We start from the raw sequence: 17890 nt of genomic DNA on the forward strand, positions 1-17890 counted from the left end.
ATGCAGGATCAACAGGAAAGAATTCGTATCCGCGATGTATTTCGTGAGGAATGGCTGAGCATCTTCCGGGATCGACGCTTTATGGCTATTCTGCTGATTACACCGATTGTGTATACCATCTTGTTCGGCTTCCTGTATTCTCATCAGCGGATTACCGAGATGCCTGTCACGGTATATGATGGAGATAATTCTCAGCTCAGTCGCCAGATCATTCAGGCGTTCGATGCGACAGATTCGTTTGCCGTTACACGGCAGGCCACCAATCAGGAGGATGTTGTCCGTCAGGTGGAAACCGGGGAAGCGAAGGTAGGCATCGTCATTCCCGACAATTTCACCACCCGGCTTAAGCATGGGGAGAACCCGCCTGTGCTGACCCTGATTGACGGCAGTAACATGATGTATTCCAACAGCGCCAGCCGGATCGCAAATCAGGTCATCAGTAGCGTGAGCGCCGGGGTTTCGGTCAATTCCATGAAGCAAAAGGGAATGAACGCCGATCAGGCGGCATCAACGCTGAGTACCATCCCGTTCCGGTCCAGAGTGCTGTTCAACCCGGTATATGATTACAAGCTGTTCATGCCGCTGGGGGTCATTTCTGCCGCTCTCCAGCAGTGTTTGCTGCTCGGTATTGCTTTGTCCTGTACGCGGGATAAGGAAGCAGGGACTTGGGGGAGATTTGCCGCATGGAAAAATACCCCCTGGCGACTCGCGATTGCCAAGCTGACACCGTATTATGTGGCGGGAGCCTTCAATGTGCTGACTGTATTCAGTATTAGCGCCCTATGCTTTGATATCCCGTTCAGGGGGCAGGTGCTGCCGCTGATTATGGTGTCGCTGGCCTTTAACTTTGCCTTGTGCGGTTTAGGGTTCCTGTTCAGTCTCTTTTCCAAGACAAGAGTGGATGCGACCCAAACCCTCATGTTGATTGCCGTTCCTTCCTTTATGCTGTCAGGCTATACGTGGCCGCTGGAAGCGATGCCCGGCTTCTTGCGGGGACTTGCCGAAATATTGCCACTAACGTATTACCTGGATGCTGTACGGAACATCACCCTCAAAGGGCTGGATATCACGTATGTCTTCAAGGATACGATTGCGCTGGGCGTTATTGGCTGTGTGAGTCTGCTGGTGTCCTTCGCGATCTATCCGCTATTCTTTAGACAGCGTCAGACGGCAGACCAGCATGCCGATATATCAACGCAAGAGGGAGTTACACTTAAAGGCTAAAAGGCTAAGAGTAACTAAATACGCATATTAAAAAGGCAGACCAGGTTTTTACTCCTGATCTGCCTTTTGGTTTTAAGTGTATATCGTATTGGCTGAATGAAATATTATTGCGTCTTTAAGTCTTCAATAGAATCAATGGGTACGTAGGATGGAACTACGAGTCCGGACATAACGCCGGTCATGCTGGTTCCAATGTCGTCCACCTGATCCTTGTATTTTGCCCAGTAATCAGCATGCGTCAGTGGAAGCCAGGCAGCAGCGGTAGCATCCACACTTCCGCCTGCAACGCCTGTCCACATAGGGCCAATCTCTACCTGAAGGGCAGTCACTTTGTAACCCAAATTTTGCTCCAATACATATTTCAATACATTCGTACTGGCAATTTCAGAATCCCAGGCAGCGTAGCTCAGCTTCAAAGGATCGCCATGGACAGGCTGCAAGTCCTTAATCCATTCCTGCACCTTATCTGGATGCTTATCGGCCCAGTTTTTGGCGGCCTGCTGTGGGGAGTTACCGTCCTGAATGGCGATCATCACTTCACCCATATCCTCGGCAGTCCACTTGAAGCGGCTCAGAAATTCATAAGCAACAGGTGCATCCTGTTTCAGGCCTTTGCGGGCAATTGTATGGATTTCTTCCTTATCACCATAAGCCTTCTTAGGGTCCTTCAAGTATTTTAAATCATACTTGTTAAACATCCAGTGAGGGGTCCAGCCTGTTACAACGATGGGCTGCTTGGCTTTGATCGCCTTATCCAGTGTAGCTGTCATAGCAGCCCCGGAGCTTTCAAGCAGCTTCCAGTCAGACAAGTTGTATTCCTTCATAGCTTTGGCAGTCAGCTTCATGAGACCGGCACCGGGGTCGGTACCAACAATACGGTATCCGACCTCCTTGCCAAAGTCCCCAGCAGCGGCAGAAGCCGGAGCGGCTCCATTGCCTTGCAAATCAGTAATAGATTTGACATTCATATAAGCTGGCACGACCAAGCCCGTTTTGACACCCGTCATATTAGCGCCCAGATCATCAAGCTTATCCTTGTATTTAGCCCAGTAATCCGCATGTGTCAGTGGCAGCCATGCAGCCGGAGAAGCATCCACATCACCACTGGCGACACCCGTCCACATTGGACCTGCTTCAACTTGCAACGCGGTTACTTTGTAGCCCAATTTGTTTTCCAAAATATATTTCAGCAAATTCGTGCTGGCAATTTCAGAATCCCAAGCCACATAACTGAGCTTGAAGGTGTCACCATTGACAGGTTGCAGTCCTTGGGTCCATTCCTGCACCTTATCGGCATGCTTCTCAGCCCAATCCTTGGCAGCTTGCTCAGGACTGGTTCCGCCTTGAATAGCAACCATCATTTTTCCCATATCTTCCGGTGTCCATTTGAACCGTTTCAGAAACTCGTAAGCGATAGGGGCGTCCTGTTGCAGCCCTTTACGGGCAATCGTATGAATACCCTCGGCCTCGCCATAAGATTTTTTAGGGTCTTCCAAATATTTGAGATCATATTTGTTGAACATCCAGTGCGGCGTCCAACCTGTAATAATGATCGGTTTTTTCGCTTTTATGGCTTTGTCCAGTGTTGCAGTCATCGCTGCACCGGAACCTTCTACCAGCTTCCAGTCGGACAAATTGTAGTCTTTTAACGCCTTGGCAGTTGATTTCATAATCCCTGCCCCGGCATCAATTCCGATAATTTTGTAGCCGACTTCTTGGCCAACCGGGTTGGCAGCAGCGTTTCCTTTGCCAGATGCAGAAGGGTTCGATCCAACAAAATATTGCGATGCGCCAGCGATCAGAATGACAGCCGTAACCGCAGAGGTAATCCATACCTTTTGCTTGGTGGATATGCGACTTTTACCTCTTTTCGCTGGTTTGAACAGGTTCTGCGTGAAACGGTCAAGCACGATAGCCAGAACAACGACAGCCAATCCGGCTTCAAAACCTTTACCAATTTGGAGTTGTGTCACGGCACGGTATACAACGGCACCGATCCCTTCCGCACCGATCATGGAAGCAATAACGACCATAGACAGTGAGAGCATAATCGTCTGATTAATACCAGCCATTAAGGTTGGCATAGCCAGTGGAAGCTGTACTTTGAACAGCTTTTGCGCCGAGGTTGAACCGAATGCGTCAGAGGCTTCGACCAATTCACCCGACACTTGCATAATCCCCAAATTCGTCATACGAATGGTTGGCGGGATCGCGAAGATAACAGATGCGATAACGCCCGGTACAACACCGAGGCTGAAAAAGGTAACCGCAGGGAGCAAGTAGACGAACGCGGGCATCGTCTGCATAAAATCAAGCAAAGGCGTAATAATGCGTGACGCCGTTTTGCTGTATGCACACCAGATCCCGATCGGAATCCCGATGACAATGGATACGAGTGCGGATGTGATGACCAGTCCGAGCGTATTCATCGTTTCGCTCCAATAGCCGAGATTGTCAATCAGCAGGAAGCCGATGACGGTAAACAGCGTAAGCTGGACCCGGCCGATCATAAACGCGATAATCCCGATGATCACAATGAACACCAGAGGGTGCGGAAGCATGAACAGCCCAGAGAAAAAGCCTACAACAGCTTCAATAACAGAAGAGATAACATTAAACAATCCGGCCAGATGAATACCCATCCAGTCTACAATAGTCTGAATCCACTCAGCGATTGGCAGTTTCGGTATCAAGGGCATTCACCTCCTTCGTGGTGGTTACATCTCCGCCAAGTGCGCCCAGCAAAGCTCCACGGACGATAACACCCAACAGCTTCTGTTTGTCATCGACCACAGCCAGAGGGACCTTGGACGAGCTTGTAATTTCGAACAAGTCATTAATGACGGTTTCAGCAGCAACCTGCGGTCCGTCCGTCATGAGAATATCTTCAATTTTCAAATTGTTGCGCAGCGCATGGACAGCATCTTCAGCATTGATAACGCCCAAAAGTTTCTTGGTACGATCAATGACGAACAGATTGGAAATCCCGCGTTCGCGCATCAATTCCAGAGCAACACGTGGACCGCGATCCATTGTGATCGTTTCTGGACGAAGCATAACATGAGCAGCCGTCAATACCTTGGACAGATCCACATCCTCGACGAAGCGGGCTACATAAGAGTTAGCCGGTTGGATCATAATTTCTTCCGGTGTACCGATCTGCACGACCGATCCGTCCCGCATCAATGCAATCCGGTCACCGATCCGTAGCGCTTCATCCAGGTCATGGGTGATAAACACAATCGTTTTCTTCATTTTATCTTGAAGCTCCAGCAGCTCATCCTGCATGTCACGGCGAATGAGGGGGTCCAGTGCGCTGAATGCTTCATCCATCAGAAGGACTTCAGGGTCATTAGCCAACGCCCGTGCCAGACCGACACGTTGCTGCATACCGCCACTCAGTTCATCGGGCATTTTATCGCCCCAGTTTTTAAGACCAACCAGTTCCAGCGCTTGCTGTGCTTTTTCCTGGCGTTTCGTTTTTTCTACCTTTTGTATTTCAAGGCCGTATTCTACATTTTCCAATACAGTCCGATGTGGGAACAGGGCGAATTTTTGAAAAACCATACTAATGGTTTTACGGCGAACTTCGCGGAGTTGTTCTTTGTTCATCTTACGGAGATCCTTGCCGTGGACCAGAATTTCACCGGAGGTAGGCTCAATCAAGCGATTTAGCATTCGCACTAAAGTGGACTTGCCACTGCCCGAAAGACCCATAATAACGAAAATTTCACCTTGCTTAATTTCCATGTTGGCCTTGTTGACACCAACGGTAATTTGTTTTTCTTTGGCCAGCCTTTCCTTGCCCCAGCCTTGCTCCAGGAGCGGAACACCTTGCTCTGCGTGAGGACCAAAGAGTTTGCTGACATTTTTGACTTCCAAAATCGTCATACATACACCTCTTCTTTCTATACTTTGCTTGGTATTAACCCCGTGTTGCATTAAGGATCGAGTATAAAAATCAATATTTTGAACATCCTGAACGGTTAATGACAAAATTAATTGTAACAGAAGCATTGCTTACTTTTCAAACAAAAAAACTGTTCATAAAGTACGTACAGAAAAAACTGTACAAAGTTTCCTGCCATATGCTCCTTCGTTCTTTAGAATGCTCAAACATCCGGAACTTTACAACCGATAGCTCTTTTTTTAAAATAGACAATGAAATATAACCATAAGCAAAAGATTTATGTATATCCATAATTTAAAAAGTTTACTATCATTAGCAATTTTGCGAATTGTGATTTTGAACGACCCATGCTGTTGTAATATAGACAGAAGCTTTGTTTTTGAAACATTTCATTTTTAATTGAAAGATTTCATGTGTTGCGTCAAAGCCAATCGATTACGGGTGAAAGTCGTTCATACGATCTTAGGCAAAATGCTCTAAAATTAGGAGGTTGCAAGCATGAGCTTGTACCAGTTAGGTGATGAGCAGCAGGCTTCGCTGCAAAAAATTCGCAAACGTGTCATAGAAGCTATAGGTAAAAATATGGACTTGTATGGGATCACCCTGTCTGCGGGGCATTTGTACGGTTTGCTTTTTTTTGCGGATAAACCGATGACGCTGGACGAAATGGGTCGTGAAATGGAAATGAGCAAAACGAGCATGAGTACCGGTGTCCGAACATTGCTGGATTTGAAAATGGTCAACAAGGTGTGGAGCAAAGGCTCACGCAAGGATTTGTATGAAGTCGAATATGACTGGCATCAAACGTTCACAGACTTCTTTGCAATTAAATGGAGAAAAGCGGTTGAAACGAATTTGCTGGTGCTGCGCAAGGCCATTGAGGAGCTGGACAGATTGCTGGAGCGGGATGGGGAATATGAGGAATTTAAGGCTGTTCTCCAGCAGGATCGTTTGAAAATGAAGCAGGCTGTTGCCTATTACAAGTGGCTGGACCGACTGATTGATTCGATGGAAAGCGAAGAAATATACAAGCTGATTCCGAAGGAAGAGGTTCGTGATTAATCGTTTATCCTCTTTTCTTTCCATAAAAATGCCGGAGCGTAAAAAGCGTTCCCGGCGTTTTTTTGTGTTTGGCTTTGTTAATTTTGGATTAGCTTTGTTCGATTTTGGTTTGGCCCTGTGCAAAGGGTATAATAGAGCTAAAGGAGGCTTCATTATGGAGAGTATTACAGTACATACCCGCCTGGGTCAGCTTCGTGGGGAAACGGTGAATGGATATCGTGTATGGAAAGGCATCCCATATGCACAGCCTCCTGTGGGAGAACTGCGTTTTCACGCGCCTCAGCCTTTGAAGCCTTGGGAAGAGGTACGAGATGCGACGCGCTTTGGGCCGATCTGTCCGCAGCCTATGCCATCTGCTGAGAGTATGACCGGGAATCTGGTGGAACCGCCTGAGCAGTCGGAGGACTGCTTGTACCTGAACGTCTGGACGCCTGCTTCGGAGGCACCTGCGAAGGGACGTCCGGTGATGGTGTGGATTCACGGCGGAGCTTTTGTAACAGGATCGGGAATTATTCCATTATATGACGGGGCACGGATGGCGGAAAATGGCGATGTTGTCGTCGTTACGCTCAATTATCGGCTCGGGCCGTTGGGCTTTTTGCACCTGACTCCACGGGGAGACGGACTGACCTCTAATGCGGGGCTGCTGGATCAGATTGCTGCGCTGGAATGGGTCAGGGACCATATTGCTGCATTTGGCGGTAACCCGGACGAGGTGACGGTGTTCGGTGAATCGGCGGGCGCCATGAGCATTGCCGCGTTGTTGGCCATGCCAGCCGCTGAGGGCCTGTTCCGACGTGCTATTTTACAGAGCGGAGCATCGCAGGTGCTGCCGACTTCACAGGCGGAGCAAGTCACGACTGCATATCTCCAGCAGTTGGGGGTGGACACCCTGCATCCGGAACGATTGTTTACGCTACCGACGGAGGCGCTCATGTTTGCCATGGCCAAGACGCATGAAATGATGGGTCCGGGACTGGCAATGCTCTATCAACCCGTTGTGGATGGTGTGACCTTGCCTGACGTACCCCTTTCTGCGGTAGCAAAAGGATCAGCAAAGCGGGTATCCGTTATGATCGGAACAAATTTGCAGGAGGGTGCTTACTTTATTCGCAAGGAATCCCATCTGATGAACAAGTCGACGGCGAGTCAGGCATTGGAAATGATGACGGGCATGTCAGATGTTGGCGATTTGACGGAACCTTTCCCTGTTACGATTGAGGGGCAAGCGCAGATGCTGACCGATCTGTTCTTCTGGCGGCCTGCGCTGGCTTTAGCGGTTGCCCAAGCGGTTCATGCCCCGGTGTGGATGTACCGTTTTGACTGGACGCTGCCGGGGCATCCTGTATTCGGACAAGCGGTTCACGGCGCGGAAATTGCGTTTATTTTTGATAATCTGGAGCTGCTAGGCAAGCTTGGATTGGACGTTCATCCGCCTATGAGGACGCTGGCTTACGATATGCAGCAGGCATGGGTTGCTTTTGCACGTGACGGAAAGCCTGTGCTGCCGGAAGGGGAATGGCCGGTATATGACAGGGAATCGCGGGCTACGACCATTTTTCATCAAGGCATCTCGGTGCAGCATGACCCGGAAGGGGAAAGACGCCGCCAGTTGACCGGACAGATGAGTATTTGATCCAAGTATTGAGATATCGTCTAATGCCCTAACATCACAAAAGCCTTCGCCCGTATTTTTGTATACGGACGAAGGCTTTTTTAGGTTGAACAGGTGCAGATGTATTACAGGAACTAAATCTTGAATCGCTTCACCAGCTCTTGCAAATCCTGCGCCATATTGGACAGCTCCTGAGAGGAAGAAGCGATTTCTTCCATCGCCGCCATTTGCTCCTGAACGGCTGCGGAGGTCGTCTGTGAGCTATCCGCCGAATTGCGGGACAGGCTTGCCAGATGGGTAACAGTAGCCGAAACTTCCTCTGTGCTGGCCGAAATTTGTTCAGCGGCTGCGGATACGCTTTGAATCTGTTCCACAATATGAGATGTGGAGCGCTCAATATTCGTGAAAGCACCTTCTGCATCTTGGCTAATACGCAGTCCCTCGCCCACCTGGTTACGAACATTACCGTTCATCGTAGCTGTGGAGCGCTGGATCAGATCCAGCATCTGTGTAATGATCTGGCTGATGGAATCCGCGCTTTCCTTGGATTGCTCCGACAGCTTGCGAACCTCCACGGCTACCACGGCGAATCCACGCCCGGCTTCGCCTGCTCTGGAGGCTTCAATTGACGCGTTCAGCGACAACAGGTTGGTCTGCTTGGCAATGGCAGCAATTGCGCTATTCATCTGCTTCGCATCGTCAGAGAGCTGTGACAGCTCATCCATCAGGCTGGCGGTTTGGGTCACAGCTTCCAAAATACGGTCCATCTGTGTGCGTACGCTTCCGATCATTTGGCTGCCTTTGGCTACGTCATGCTCAGTCTGTCCTGCTGAATCTACGATGGAGCTTGCCGATTCCGCAATGGTGCTGACACCCTTGGCCATTTCCTCAACGGCATTGGCCGTTTGCTCGGATGCCTCTGCACTGGTGGTCGCATTTTCTGCGGATTCCATAACCGTTTCCGCTACATGCTGCACGGATTCCGTCGTTTGCTCCGTGCTTTCCTTGATCATCAGGGAGGAGGACGCGAGTCGGGACGACGTTTGGTTGACCTCGGAAACCATCGTATGCAGTGCATGTGTCATCTGGTCAAAATTTTGCGCCAGCTCGCTGAATTCATCCTTGCCGGACAGATTGACCCGTGCGGTGAGATTGCCGTCACGGACGCTGCGGGTTCCATTTTGCAGCTTGCCCAGTGGAATCAGGAACGAGCGAATCATCAGGATAATAACAATAGCAGCAGCCAGCACGGATATAGCAATAACGATCAGGCTTTGTTTCAAAATGGGAGCTACCGAATCGCTAAAATCCTCCTGATCTGCCAAGGCGATGATGTTCCATCCCGTGAGAGGATCAACGAGTGTAAATGATTGCATATCTCTGTTCATAAATCGAATTTCTTTCGTTGCAGATGATGATTGGGTTTCCCCTTCATTTAACTTGGTAATAACGGGTAGTCCCTCAATGGAGTCTGCCGGTTTTTTCCCCGTATTCTTAAAGGCAGCTCCAGCACCCGCTACAACTGTACTGTTCGCATCAACCACAAACAGTCCGCCACGATTGCCGATCGTAACATCCTTCAAGCTTTGACTTAGTCTATCCAGACTCAAGTTCATTGCTATAGCTCCTTGACCATCTGGTAAGTTTCTGGACAACGTGACCACTAAATTACCCGAGGAAGCACTGACTGACGGAGCACTAATGAATGTTTCATCGTTTAACTTCATCGCATTTGAATACCATGTTTTTTCACGGGGATCATAATCCGTTGATTCTTTCTTTGGTGAACGGACATATTCTCCTTTTGTATTACCGAGAAGTACCCCATCCAGCTCGGGATGAGCTTTCAGGATCACATCAAATTTAGCCTGAATTTCTTCTTCCTTGGAGTTCAGGGTATTGGATTGAACCTCAGTAGCTAATACATTTAAATCTTTTATTAAAGGTGATACATATTGATTAATGTTGCTGCGAAATAAAAACAGGTTGAAATCAATCGAGCTACCCATTTGCTGGCGAAGCTGTGTTTCGGCACTCTGATAGGAAAAGTACCCAATCAATATGCTGGGAATCAATAAGACAGCCAAAAAAGCTACAATTAATCTTGTTTTCATTAAATAAAACTGTCTGAGAAACCTGGTCCACCATGGCACTGTTTGTTTTGCTTTATTAGTCATAGTTCTTACTCCTCTGTGTCTGATAATTACTACATTGTTTTATTCGACAGAAACCGATGAATTTTATAGATGTAATCTATGGGAAAAGATAAATAGGTGCTTGTTTTGCACGTTTTTATCTAAAAATAGTTCTAAAGTATCATGTTATATATTAATACTTATACATAAAAAGCCAAATCGGAGATGCAAAAGCATCTTCTCGATTTGGCTTGGGTGAGGGATAAAATGGACATTGAACCTATTAGTTTTTTTGCTGACGAGAAATCATAAAGAGTGTAATCCAGATAAGCATAAAGCCAGTCAATTGCGCTACCGTAACGATCTGCTGGAAAGCGATCCAGTTAATTACAACGCCGACCATCGGGAAGCTTAGTTCTGCCATCGTGGCATAAGACGCCTTGGTCGTACTGAGGCCCTTGTAATACAGTAACAGACTGAGAAGACCGGGGAGCAGCGCCTGCAACAACAGATTGATAATCACGGCTGCGCCCGCCCATGTGCCAGCAGGCATATTCCAAGGTGCATGCTCCACAGAGGTGAGAACGATCAGCAGAGGGAGAGCCACCATGAAGCGCAGGGAGGTCACCGTCTCATATTTCATCGAACGAAGCAAGTAGCTTCCCATCACTGTCGAACCGCCCCACAGGACCGCTGCTCCTAGTGCAAGCAGGCTGCCGACGTGGACGAAATCATTAACATGTCCAAAAGGGAGCGACCAGCCGAAGGTAAGAAGATACGTTCCAAACAGAGCCACGACAATTAATATTCCAAAATTACGCGGCAGCATTTCCTTCAATATAACGCGGGCCAGAATAATAGCGACCAACGGCTGAAGCTTTTGGAGCAGCAGCACAGCGTTAAGATCACCGTTGCTAAGTGCCATCGTGAAAATCACGCTGGCCAGAGCAGAACCGCCCCACGAGACGAACAAGATAGCCAAAATCTGACGAAGCCGTACCGCTTTAAGCTCCTCGCGATGCTTCCACAGCACTGGTGCCAGGGCGATAAAGAGCAGCACATGCTCCATCAGCACAATTTGTGTAGAGGTAAATGATTTGAGCAAAATAATGCGAAACAGTGGGTCCGCGCCCCACAAGGCCGCTCCAATCGCGACTAGCCAAAAACCGCTTTTCATGTGGGAGCTACGATCAAAACCTTTGGATGTTAGTACAGTTGATGATTGACTCATTCTCAATTAGCTCCTTGCGAATACAGGACCGGTGGCATAAAAACCCCCGTCCATGGCGATAGGCCATGCAAGACGGGGGTTGATCAAATAAACTTGCCGCTTTATGCAAGTTAAGAAGTTGCTGCAAAACCAAGAATGCAGCATTCATCCACTTGACGGCATGTTCATGCTTCGATCTTCTTCCATCCGGACTTTACCGTCGGCTTTGGCATCTCACCAAATCAGTCCGTATCTTGTTGCCAGATACAGAGTCGCGGGCTTAGCTCCATGAGCCATACCGCCGGTTGGGAATCACACCCTACCCCGAAGATCCTTATTCCGTTTTTTAATTTCTCCTATAGGATATACCTGTTTTAGAATGAAGTCCAGTGAAAAATATGTGTACATCGAGCAAGGTTTTTCATATATTTCTTGAAAGCGTTTTACAAAATTACATATTACGAGGTAATATCGTTATACTCGATGCGGCGGATGGCCGCATAAGCTACGAGCATTCCCAGCACGGCAAAGCCGATCTGTACAAGTGCAATGGAGCTAAGCGTAGCGCCGTTATTATTCGAGAAAAGCAGGGCTACGATCAGGATCGAGCTCACAATGGTGGTAGGTATCGAGTATTTTCGCATCCCCATGTACAGCGGAACCAGCCCCATAAAGCTTGCTGCAACCGCATTGATCAGTGTCCGCACTGATTGCTGTCCCAGTATAGTGAGGCTAAGCTTATCCGGTACAATAACGACAAACTGATTTAATAGATGAAGGGCTGCCGTAATGATGATTTCCGATAAAATAATGGACAGGAACGTAAACAGCAACACGACCAAGAGTTTGGCGACCATCAGCTTTTTGCGGTCAATCGGGTACATGAACAAGATGTTAATCGACTTGGACTTAAATTCGCTCACAATAAAGCGGCACAGCAGGACGGAGGCAAAAATAATAAATGTGGCTCTGACCATATAGTCCAGGAGGTCCAAAAGCTCAGCGTACCCTGTAAATTCGGGCACTCCTTCACTTTGGCTGTCCAGCGCAATAATGATGAACAGGCCAAAAATACACGCGTTGGCGATCAACGCCGAACGGATATATCCTGCCAAATGAAACTTTTTCAGCTCCAGTTGCATCAGTTTAAGCATGGAGTTCACCTCCATGTAACAGCCGCACGAAGTAGTCTTCCAGTGTACTGTTTTTTTGGTGGATGGAATCCACCTCTACATCATTTAAAATGAGTGTTTTCGTAATTTGTTTCTGCGGTACACTTGTATCGTAAATGCGTATATTCTGATCATTCAGCACCCGGATATTCGTCAGATTCAGGTGATGGGAGAGGACGTAGGCTGCTTTTTTGCAGTCATTGGTCGTAAATTCGATGTATTCCGTATTGGTTTCCCGCACCTGTTCCATCGACACTTCCTCAATCAGTCGACCGTGATTAATCACACCCACCGTATCGGCAATTTGCTCGATTTCCACTAAAATGTGGCTGGACACAAGGATCGTCATGCCATATTCCTTGCACAGCATGTGGAACAATTGGCGGATTTCCTTGATCCCCACCGGGTCCAATCCATTAATTGGCTCGTCCAGAATCAGCAGCTCCGGCTTGGTCGCAATCGCTCGGGCGATCCCGAGACGCTGCTTCATCCCCAGAGAGAAATCCTTTACCGGCTTGTCATCTGCGTTTCGCAGGTTCACCAGTTCCAGTGCATCCCGAACAGCCTGCTTGTTATAATAGCCCATGTATTCACAATGAAGTTCGAGATTTTGTCGGGCGGTCAGCCTGTCATAAAAAATCGGATATTCAATAATCGAGCCCATCCGGCCGAGCAGGTGGTACGACTTTGGCGTTAATTTTTCACCGAACAATTCAATCTCACCGGAGGTGGGCTTGAGCAGGTTCGTAATCATTTTCATAATCGTCGTCTTCCCCGCCCCATTAGGACCGAGAAAGCCATAAGTTTCCCCCTGGCGCACATTCATGCTGACCCCCGTTACAATTTCGTTGCCCTTCAGGGCTTTGGTCAGTTGATGCGTCCTTAATATGTAAGTCATGGGTGTTCTCCCTTCGTATACTGTTGATAATTTAAGCATAAAGGGTGAAATGTTCATTTTTCTTTCTCGATTCTTACAAATTTATTAAGTTGAGCATTCTGCATAATGCTGAGTTCGATTAATAGTTGATTTTTTTCAATGTAAAAGAGAAGACCGTCCGCTCATAAGGAATGCTGCTCAAATGAATCTCTCCGTTCATCGTCTCAACCAGACGTTTGGCAATCGTAAGACCCAGCCCGCTGCCCTGTATCGCCTTATTTCGGGAATCCTCAAGCGTGTACATACGTTCAAAAACCTTGTCCTGCTCAGGCTCCTGTATGCCTTGCCCCCGATCCCATACCTCTATACGCACCGTGTCCTGCTGTTCCGTTAGAGTCAGTCCCAGTGTCCGACCATCGGCACCGTAGCGAATCGCATTCGAGATCAGATTGTTCAGCACCCGCCCAAACGCTCCTTCGTTCCCCAAGGCATGAATGGGGTGCTCCGGGATATCAATATGCACAGCAAACCCCTGCGCGGTCAGCAGATCATAAAACTCCAAAATGCTGCGTCTGCACAGCTCTCCCACCTCTAGCCGGGTCAACGGAATGTCCGTATCATTAGCCTCCAGCTTCGCCAAGCTAAAAAAGCTTCCGATCAGCTTAATCGCTTCGCTTGTCTTCTGATGAATCCTGGATAGCAGCTTTGCACGTTCTTCCGGCAAAATATGCGGATCGGCATCCAGCATCTCGGCATATCCGAGTACCACCGTCAGCGGGGTCTTGAGGTCATGAGAAATGTTTGAAATCATTTTACGCATGGCGATTTGGCTTCGGTTGTAATCCACAGACACTCTCAAATTCAAGTCCAGCAGACGGTTAATTTCCGTCATGAGCCTTTGCAGCTCGGGATCGCCTGTGACATATAACAGCTTTTCCGCATGATTAACGGTTACAATCCGTTCCAGTGCGTTTCGGATATCCTTTATTTTGCGCTTTTGGGCCACACGCTCCCGCCAGAGCCATACAATAACGACGGACAGGATGAGGACGACGATCCATTCAGAAATGATCTCGATGTTCATATCACCCGTTCTCCCATTTGTAGCCAATGCCCCATAAGGTCTTAATATGAACAGGGTGGGAGGGGTCTTCTTCGATTTTCTCACGCAAGCGGCGAATATGGACGTTAATCACATTTTCGTCACCCATATAATCCTCTTTCCAGATAAACCCGTATAATTGCGCTTTAGTAAATACACGGTTCGGATGGGTGACAAATAGCTTGAGAATATCAGATTCCTTAGCTGTTAACTGAATTTGGATTCCGTTGCGGGTGACCATAAAATGATCAAAATCAATGCGCAGATTTCCGTAGGTCAGGACCTGTGCTTTCGGCTGTTCCTCCTGCTGTTGCTGCCGCGCATAGATAGTGAATCTGCGGATAGCGGACTGAATGCGTGCCGTCATTTCTACCATCGAAAAAGGCTTGGCGATATAATCGTCTGCCCCGAAGCCCAGTCCAAGCGCTTTATCCACGTCGCTGTCCTTGGCTGACATAATCAGAATCGGCACAGCGCTGTGGGTACGGATTCGACGGATGACCTCCATACCATCCACCTTGGGCATCATCAGATCCACCAATACCAGATCGTAGGTGTGACGTTCAAAGGCAAGAAGCCCTTCTTCCCCGTCATAGGCGGTGGTTAATGTGTAGCCTTCTTTACTGAGCGCTTTGAGCAGCATCTCGGCAATGGCTGTATCATCTTCAATGAGTAAAATATGTTGTGACATAGGTGTGGAACACCCCTAATTTTAGATTAAGCTCGTGTGACGAACTGTACCTGAATTATATAGAGCAGTGGAGAGGATTTCCATGAAAATATCCAACGAATTTAAACGGGCGAATATTCTCAACTTAAATGCACTGAAGTAGATTTTTTTTCTCCATCTCCAGCATAAGATGTAATCAAATTACTGGAAATTCACCGCCTTCCTATATTATACTGAAAGAGTTTACAATCCGAAGTTTGGAATACAGTGTTATGATATCCGGGACATGCCTTATACGAAAGTTTGGACATGATCGAAACATGAGCTACGGCACAGGACCGTCATAAAGGAGAGCAACGATGTTTGTCATACGGGGAACACAAAAGCTGCTGAAGGAATGGGATGTCGAACCACTTCAAGTTGATATTTATCCGCCTTTGAATAGTTGGCACGCCAACTTGTTTTTGCTGAATCGGAAAAAAAATATTGTGTTTATGCATGATGCATCCCGCTTGAGTGTTACACTGTTCGGAATCAAAAAGGCGCAGTACAAAAACCTGCCAACTCTTTTTGTCCAAGCCTTGAAGGAACTTATGCTCAGTGAGGGTTTTGATGAGCAAATTGTAGAGGCGTACACACAGGAAGGTGAGCAGATGCTGCCTGCTACAACCAATAATCGCAGTGTCGTCGGGACGCTGAATGAGATTATTTTCGTCATGAAGGAACTGGATATGGAGCATGGGATCGATCTGGAAAAAAACCAGTGGAATAACCGAATTGTCTTCAAATCGATACAATACCAGTATCCTATTGATGCTTTTAAAGAGGCCTTGGAGAAGCATTATAAACAAGAAAATGTTCGAGAGTCTTGAGATCAATTCGGAAATAAGTTCCATTTGTTCCCTCTTATGATATATAATCTAGTATATTATAATCGCTTACATATTAATGATCTGCTGTCCCAAGGCTATGGTCCTGCGACGAAGAAATCCCAAGCTGTCCTGATTTCTAAAGGATTTATTGCTGAAAATTATGCTGCCAACTTTGTCGGTTAGTTTCTGAGCTGGTCGTTAAACAGGACGTGCCAAAAGAGTATCCACCAAAGTCCATCTGGGCGGGGGATGCTCTTTTTTTACAACTCACAGGAAAGCAAAGCTTGCGATGAAATGAATCACAGCGCAAAAAGCGTCACACTTTGGTAAAATAAAACGATACAGTGTTTGACACCATCGGTCAGACTTAAAAACAGGGGGTACATAACGAGCATGAAACGGATTATTGAGGTAGCCAAAGAAGCAGGAATCGCAGAAGAGCATCTGGAGACGTATGGAAAATATAAAGCGAAGCTGAATCCGTCCCTGTGGGAGCAGGTGAAGGACCGTCCGAACGGAAAGCTGGTGCTGGTCACAGCAATGAATCCGACTCCTGCGGGAGAAGGAAAAACGCTAACCACCATTGGACTGTCACAGGCGCTGAATGCGCTGGGGCACAAGACCATAGCTGCGCTGCGGGAGCCGTCACTTGGCCCCTGCTTTGGCATGAAAGGGGGAGCAACCGGGGGTGGAAAAGCCCAGATTGTTCCGGCCGAGGATATTAATCTGCATTTTACGGGCGATATTCACGCGATTTCGGCGGCGCATAATTTGCTGGCAGCGATGATTGACAATCATTTGTTTCATGGCAATGCTTTGCGCTTGAAGCCGGAACGAATCATGTGGAAACGGGCTGTAGATATGAATGACCGGAGTTTGCGAAGTATAGTAACCGGATTGGGAACAGGTAATGGAGCAGTGAGAGAGAGCGGATTTCTGATTACCTCGGCCTCGGAAGTGATGGCGGTATTGTGCTTGAGCGAGAATATCGACGACCTCAAAGTGCGCTTGGGTCGAATGGTCATCGGATATAATGAAGCGGGCGAAACGGTAACGGCGGAGGATTTGCAAGCAGTGGAAGGTATGGCTGTGCTGCTTCGGGATGCGTTAAAGCCGAATCTGGTGCAAACGCTGGAGGGAACACCAGTCATTGTGCATGGTGGTCCTTTTGCCAATATTGCGCACGGATGCAGCAGTCTGATCGGTACGAAGCTGGCATTGAAGCTAGGGGAGGTTGTCGTGACGGAGGCCGGATTCGGGGCTGAGCTGGGGGCAGAAAAGTTTTTTGATATCAAATGCCGTCAGTCCGGTTTGCAGCCGGATGCGGCTGTGTTGGTCGTAACCGCCAAAGCGCTGAAATATAACGGCGGTGTAGCTAAAAATGAGCTGGACGAGGAAAATCTGGCGCAATTACAGCTTGGATTAGCCAATATGAATCGGCATGTACGGAATTTGCAAAAATTCGGCGTGCCTGTACTGGTAGCTGTCAACCATTTTGTAACAGATAGCGAAGCCGAATTGGAACTGATTTTCGCGGAGTGTGGCAAGCTGGGTGTACCCGCAGAGCTATCGCAGGTGTGGGCACATGGAAGCCGAGGGGGAGAAAAGCTGGCCCAAAGTCTGCTACATCTGCTCCAAGAGGACAAGGCTCATTTTGCACCCTTGTATGATAGTGCGCTTGATCTGCAAGCGAAAATCAGGTTCATTGCGCAGGAGCTTTATGGCGCGACAGAGGTAGCGTATACTCCAGCGGCTAAACGGGCGTTGTCCGGTATGGAGCAGCTTGGCTTTGGACAACTGCCTGTATGCATGGCCAAAACGCCGTATTCTTTTTCAGATCAGCCGTCTCTGCTAGGCGCACCGGAGGGCTTTACGATCCACGTGTCCAGAGTGTCATTGTCCGCAGGAGCAGGCTTTGTGGTCGTGGAAACGGGCAACACCATGACCATGCCCGGTCTGCCTAAAACCCCGGCAGCCGAGCATATGTCGCTGGAGCCGGATGGGAGCATTCAGGGCTTGATGTAGTATTTTTATGAAAAAT

The 17890-nt window shown here is 48.1% G+C and carries 13 protein-coding genes and 1 riboswitch; of the genes, 5 read left to right on the forward strand and 8 right to left on the reverse strand.

Features of this window, described 5'->3' with window-relative positions:
* Positions 1-1224, forward strand: coding sequence for an ABC transporter permease (locus QMK20_RS06245; RefSeq protein ID WP_283655037.1), 1224 nt, complete (start codon positions 1-3; stop codon positions 1222-1224).
* Between the two features lie 104 nt (positions 1225-1328).
* Here QMK20_RS06245 and QMK20_RS06250 read toward each other — a convergent pair whose 3' ends face one another.
* Positions 1329-3917: a glycine betaine ABC transporter substrate-binding protein gene (locus QMK20_RS06250; RefSeq protein ID WP_283655038.1), complete on the reverse strand. Its 2589-nt coding sequence runs from the start codon at positions 3915-3917 to the stop codon at positions 1329-1331.
* Positions 3892-5115: a quaternary amine ABC transporter ATP-binding protein gene (locus QMK20_RS06255; protein ID WP_283655039.1), complete on the reverse strand. Its 1224-nt coding sequence runs from the start codon at positions 5113-5115 to the stop codon at positions 3892-3894. The genes QMK20_RS06250 and QMK20_RS06255 overlap by 26 nt, the downstream gene beginning before the upstream one ends.
* Before the next feature lie 517 nt (positions 5116-5632).
* On the opposite strand from QMK20_RS06255, the gene QMK20_RS06260 reads away from it, so the two are divergent.
* Positions 5633-6196, forward strand: a complete 564-nt coding sequence (locus QMK20_RS06260) for a GbsR/MarR family transcriptional regulator (RefSeq protein WP_134910742.1) — start codon at positions 5633-5635, stop codon at positions 6194-6196.
* A 154-nt stretch (positions 6197-6350) separates the two neighbouring features.
* Positions 6351-7832 carry a carboxylesterase/lipase family protein gene (locus QMK20_RS06265; RefSeq protein WP_283655040.1) on the forward strand — a complete coding sequence of 494 codons (1482 nt, stop codon included), beginning with the start codon at positions 6351-6353 and terminating at the stop codon, positions 7830-7832.
* 113 nt (positions 7833-7945) lie between these two features.
* On the opposite strand, the gene QMK20_RS06270 is transcribed toward QMK20_RS06265, so the two are convergent.
* The 6 genes from QMK20_RS06270 to QMK20_RS06295 form a co-directional block, all read right to left on the reverse strand.
* Complete coding sequence (locus QMK20_RS06270) at positions 7946-9988, reverse strand: methyl-accepting chemotaxis protein (protein ID WP_283655041.1); 2043 nt, start codon at positions 9986-9988, stop codon at positions 7946-7948.
* A gap of 241 nt (positions 9989-10229) precedes the next feature.
* Positions 10230-11177, reverse strand: coding sequence for a DMT family transporter (locus QMK20_RS06275; RefSeq protein WP_283655042.1), 948 nt, complete (start codon positions 11175-11177; stop codon positions 10230-10232).
* 170 nt (positions 11178-11347) lie between these two features.
* A riboswitch (FMN riboswitch) is annotated at positions 11348-11492 on the reverse strand.
* 122 nt (positions 11493-11614) lie between these two features.
* Entirely contained in the window at positions 11615-12310 is a 696-nt protein-coding gene (locus QMK20_RS06280; RefSeq protein WP_283655043.1) for an ABC transporter permease, read from the reverse strand.
* On the reverse strand, positions 12303-13226 hold the full coding sequence (locus tag QMK20_RS06285; RefSeq protein ID WP_283655044.1) for an ABC transporter ATP-binding protein: 924 nt from the start codon (positions 13224-13226) through the stop codon (positions 12303-12305). The genes QMK20_RS06280 and QMK20_RS06285 overlap by 8 nt, the downstream gene beginning before the upstream one ends.
* 118 nt (positions 13227-13344) lie before the next feature.
* Positions 13345-14289, reverse strand: coding sequence for a sensor histidine kinase (locus QMK20_RS06290; RefSeq protein ID WP_283655045.1), 945 nt, complete (start codon positions 14287-14289; stop codon positions 13345-13347).
* Between the two features lies 1 nt (position 14290).
* Positions 14291-14998 carry a response regulator transcription factor gene (locus QMK20_RS06295; RefSeq protein WP_283655046.1) on the reverse strand — a complete coding sequence of 236 codons (708 nt, stop codon included), beginning with the start codon at positions 14996-14998 and terminating at the stop codon, positions 14291-14293.
* 338 nt (positions 14999-15336) lie between these two features.
* On the opposite strand from QMK20_RS06295, the gene QMK20_RS06300 reads away from it, so the two are divergent.
* Together QMK20_RS06300 and QMK20_RS06305 are read left to right on the forward strand one after the other, a co-directional pair.
* Entirely contained in the window at positions 15337-15849 is a 513-nt protein-coding gene (locus QMK20_RS06300; protein WP_283655047.1) for a DUF6933 domain-containing protein, read from the forward strand.
* A 393-nt stretch (positions 15850-16242) separates the two neighbouring features.
* Entirely contained in the window at positions 16243-17874 is a 1632-nt protein-coding gene (locus QMK20_RS06305; RefSeq protein ID WP_283655048.1) for a formate--tetrahydrofolate ligase, read from the forward strand.
* Positions 17875-17890 lie beyond the last annotated feature (16 nt).

Source organism: Paenibacillus sp. RC334, from assembly GCF_030034735.1.
Classification (GTDB): domain Bacteria; phylum Bacillota; class Bacilli; order Paenibacillales; family Paenibacillaceae; genus Paenibacillus; species Paenibacillus terrae_A.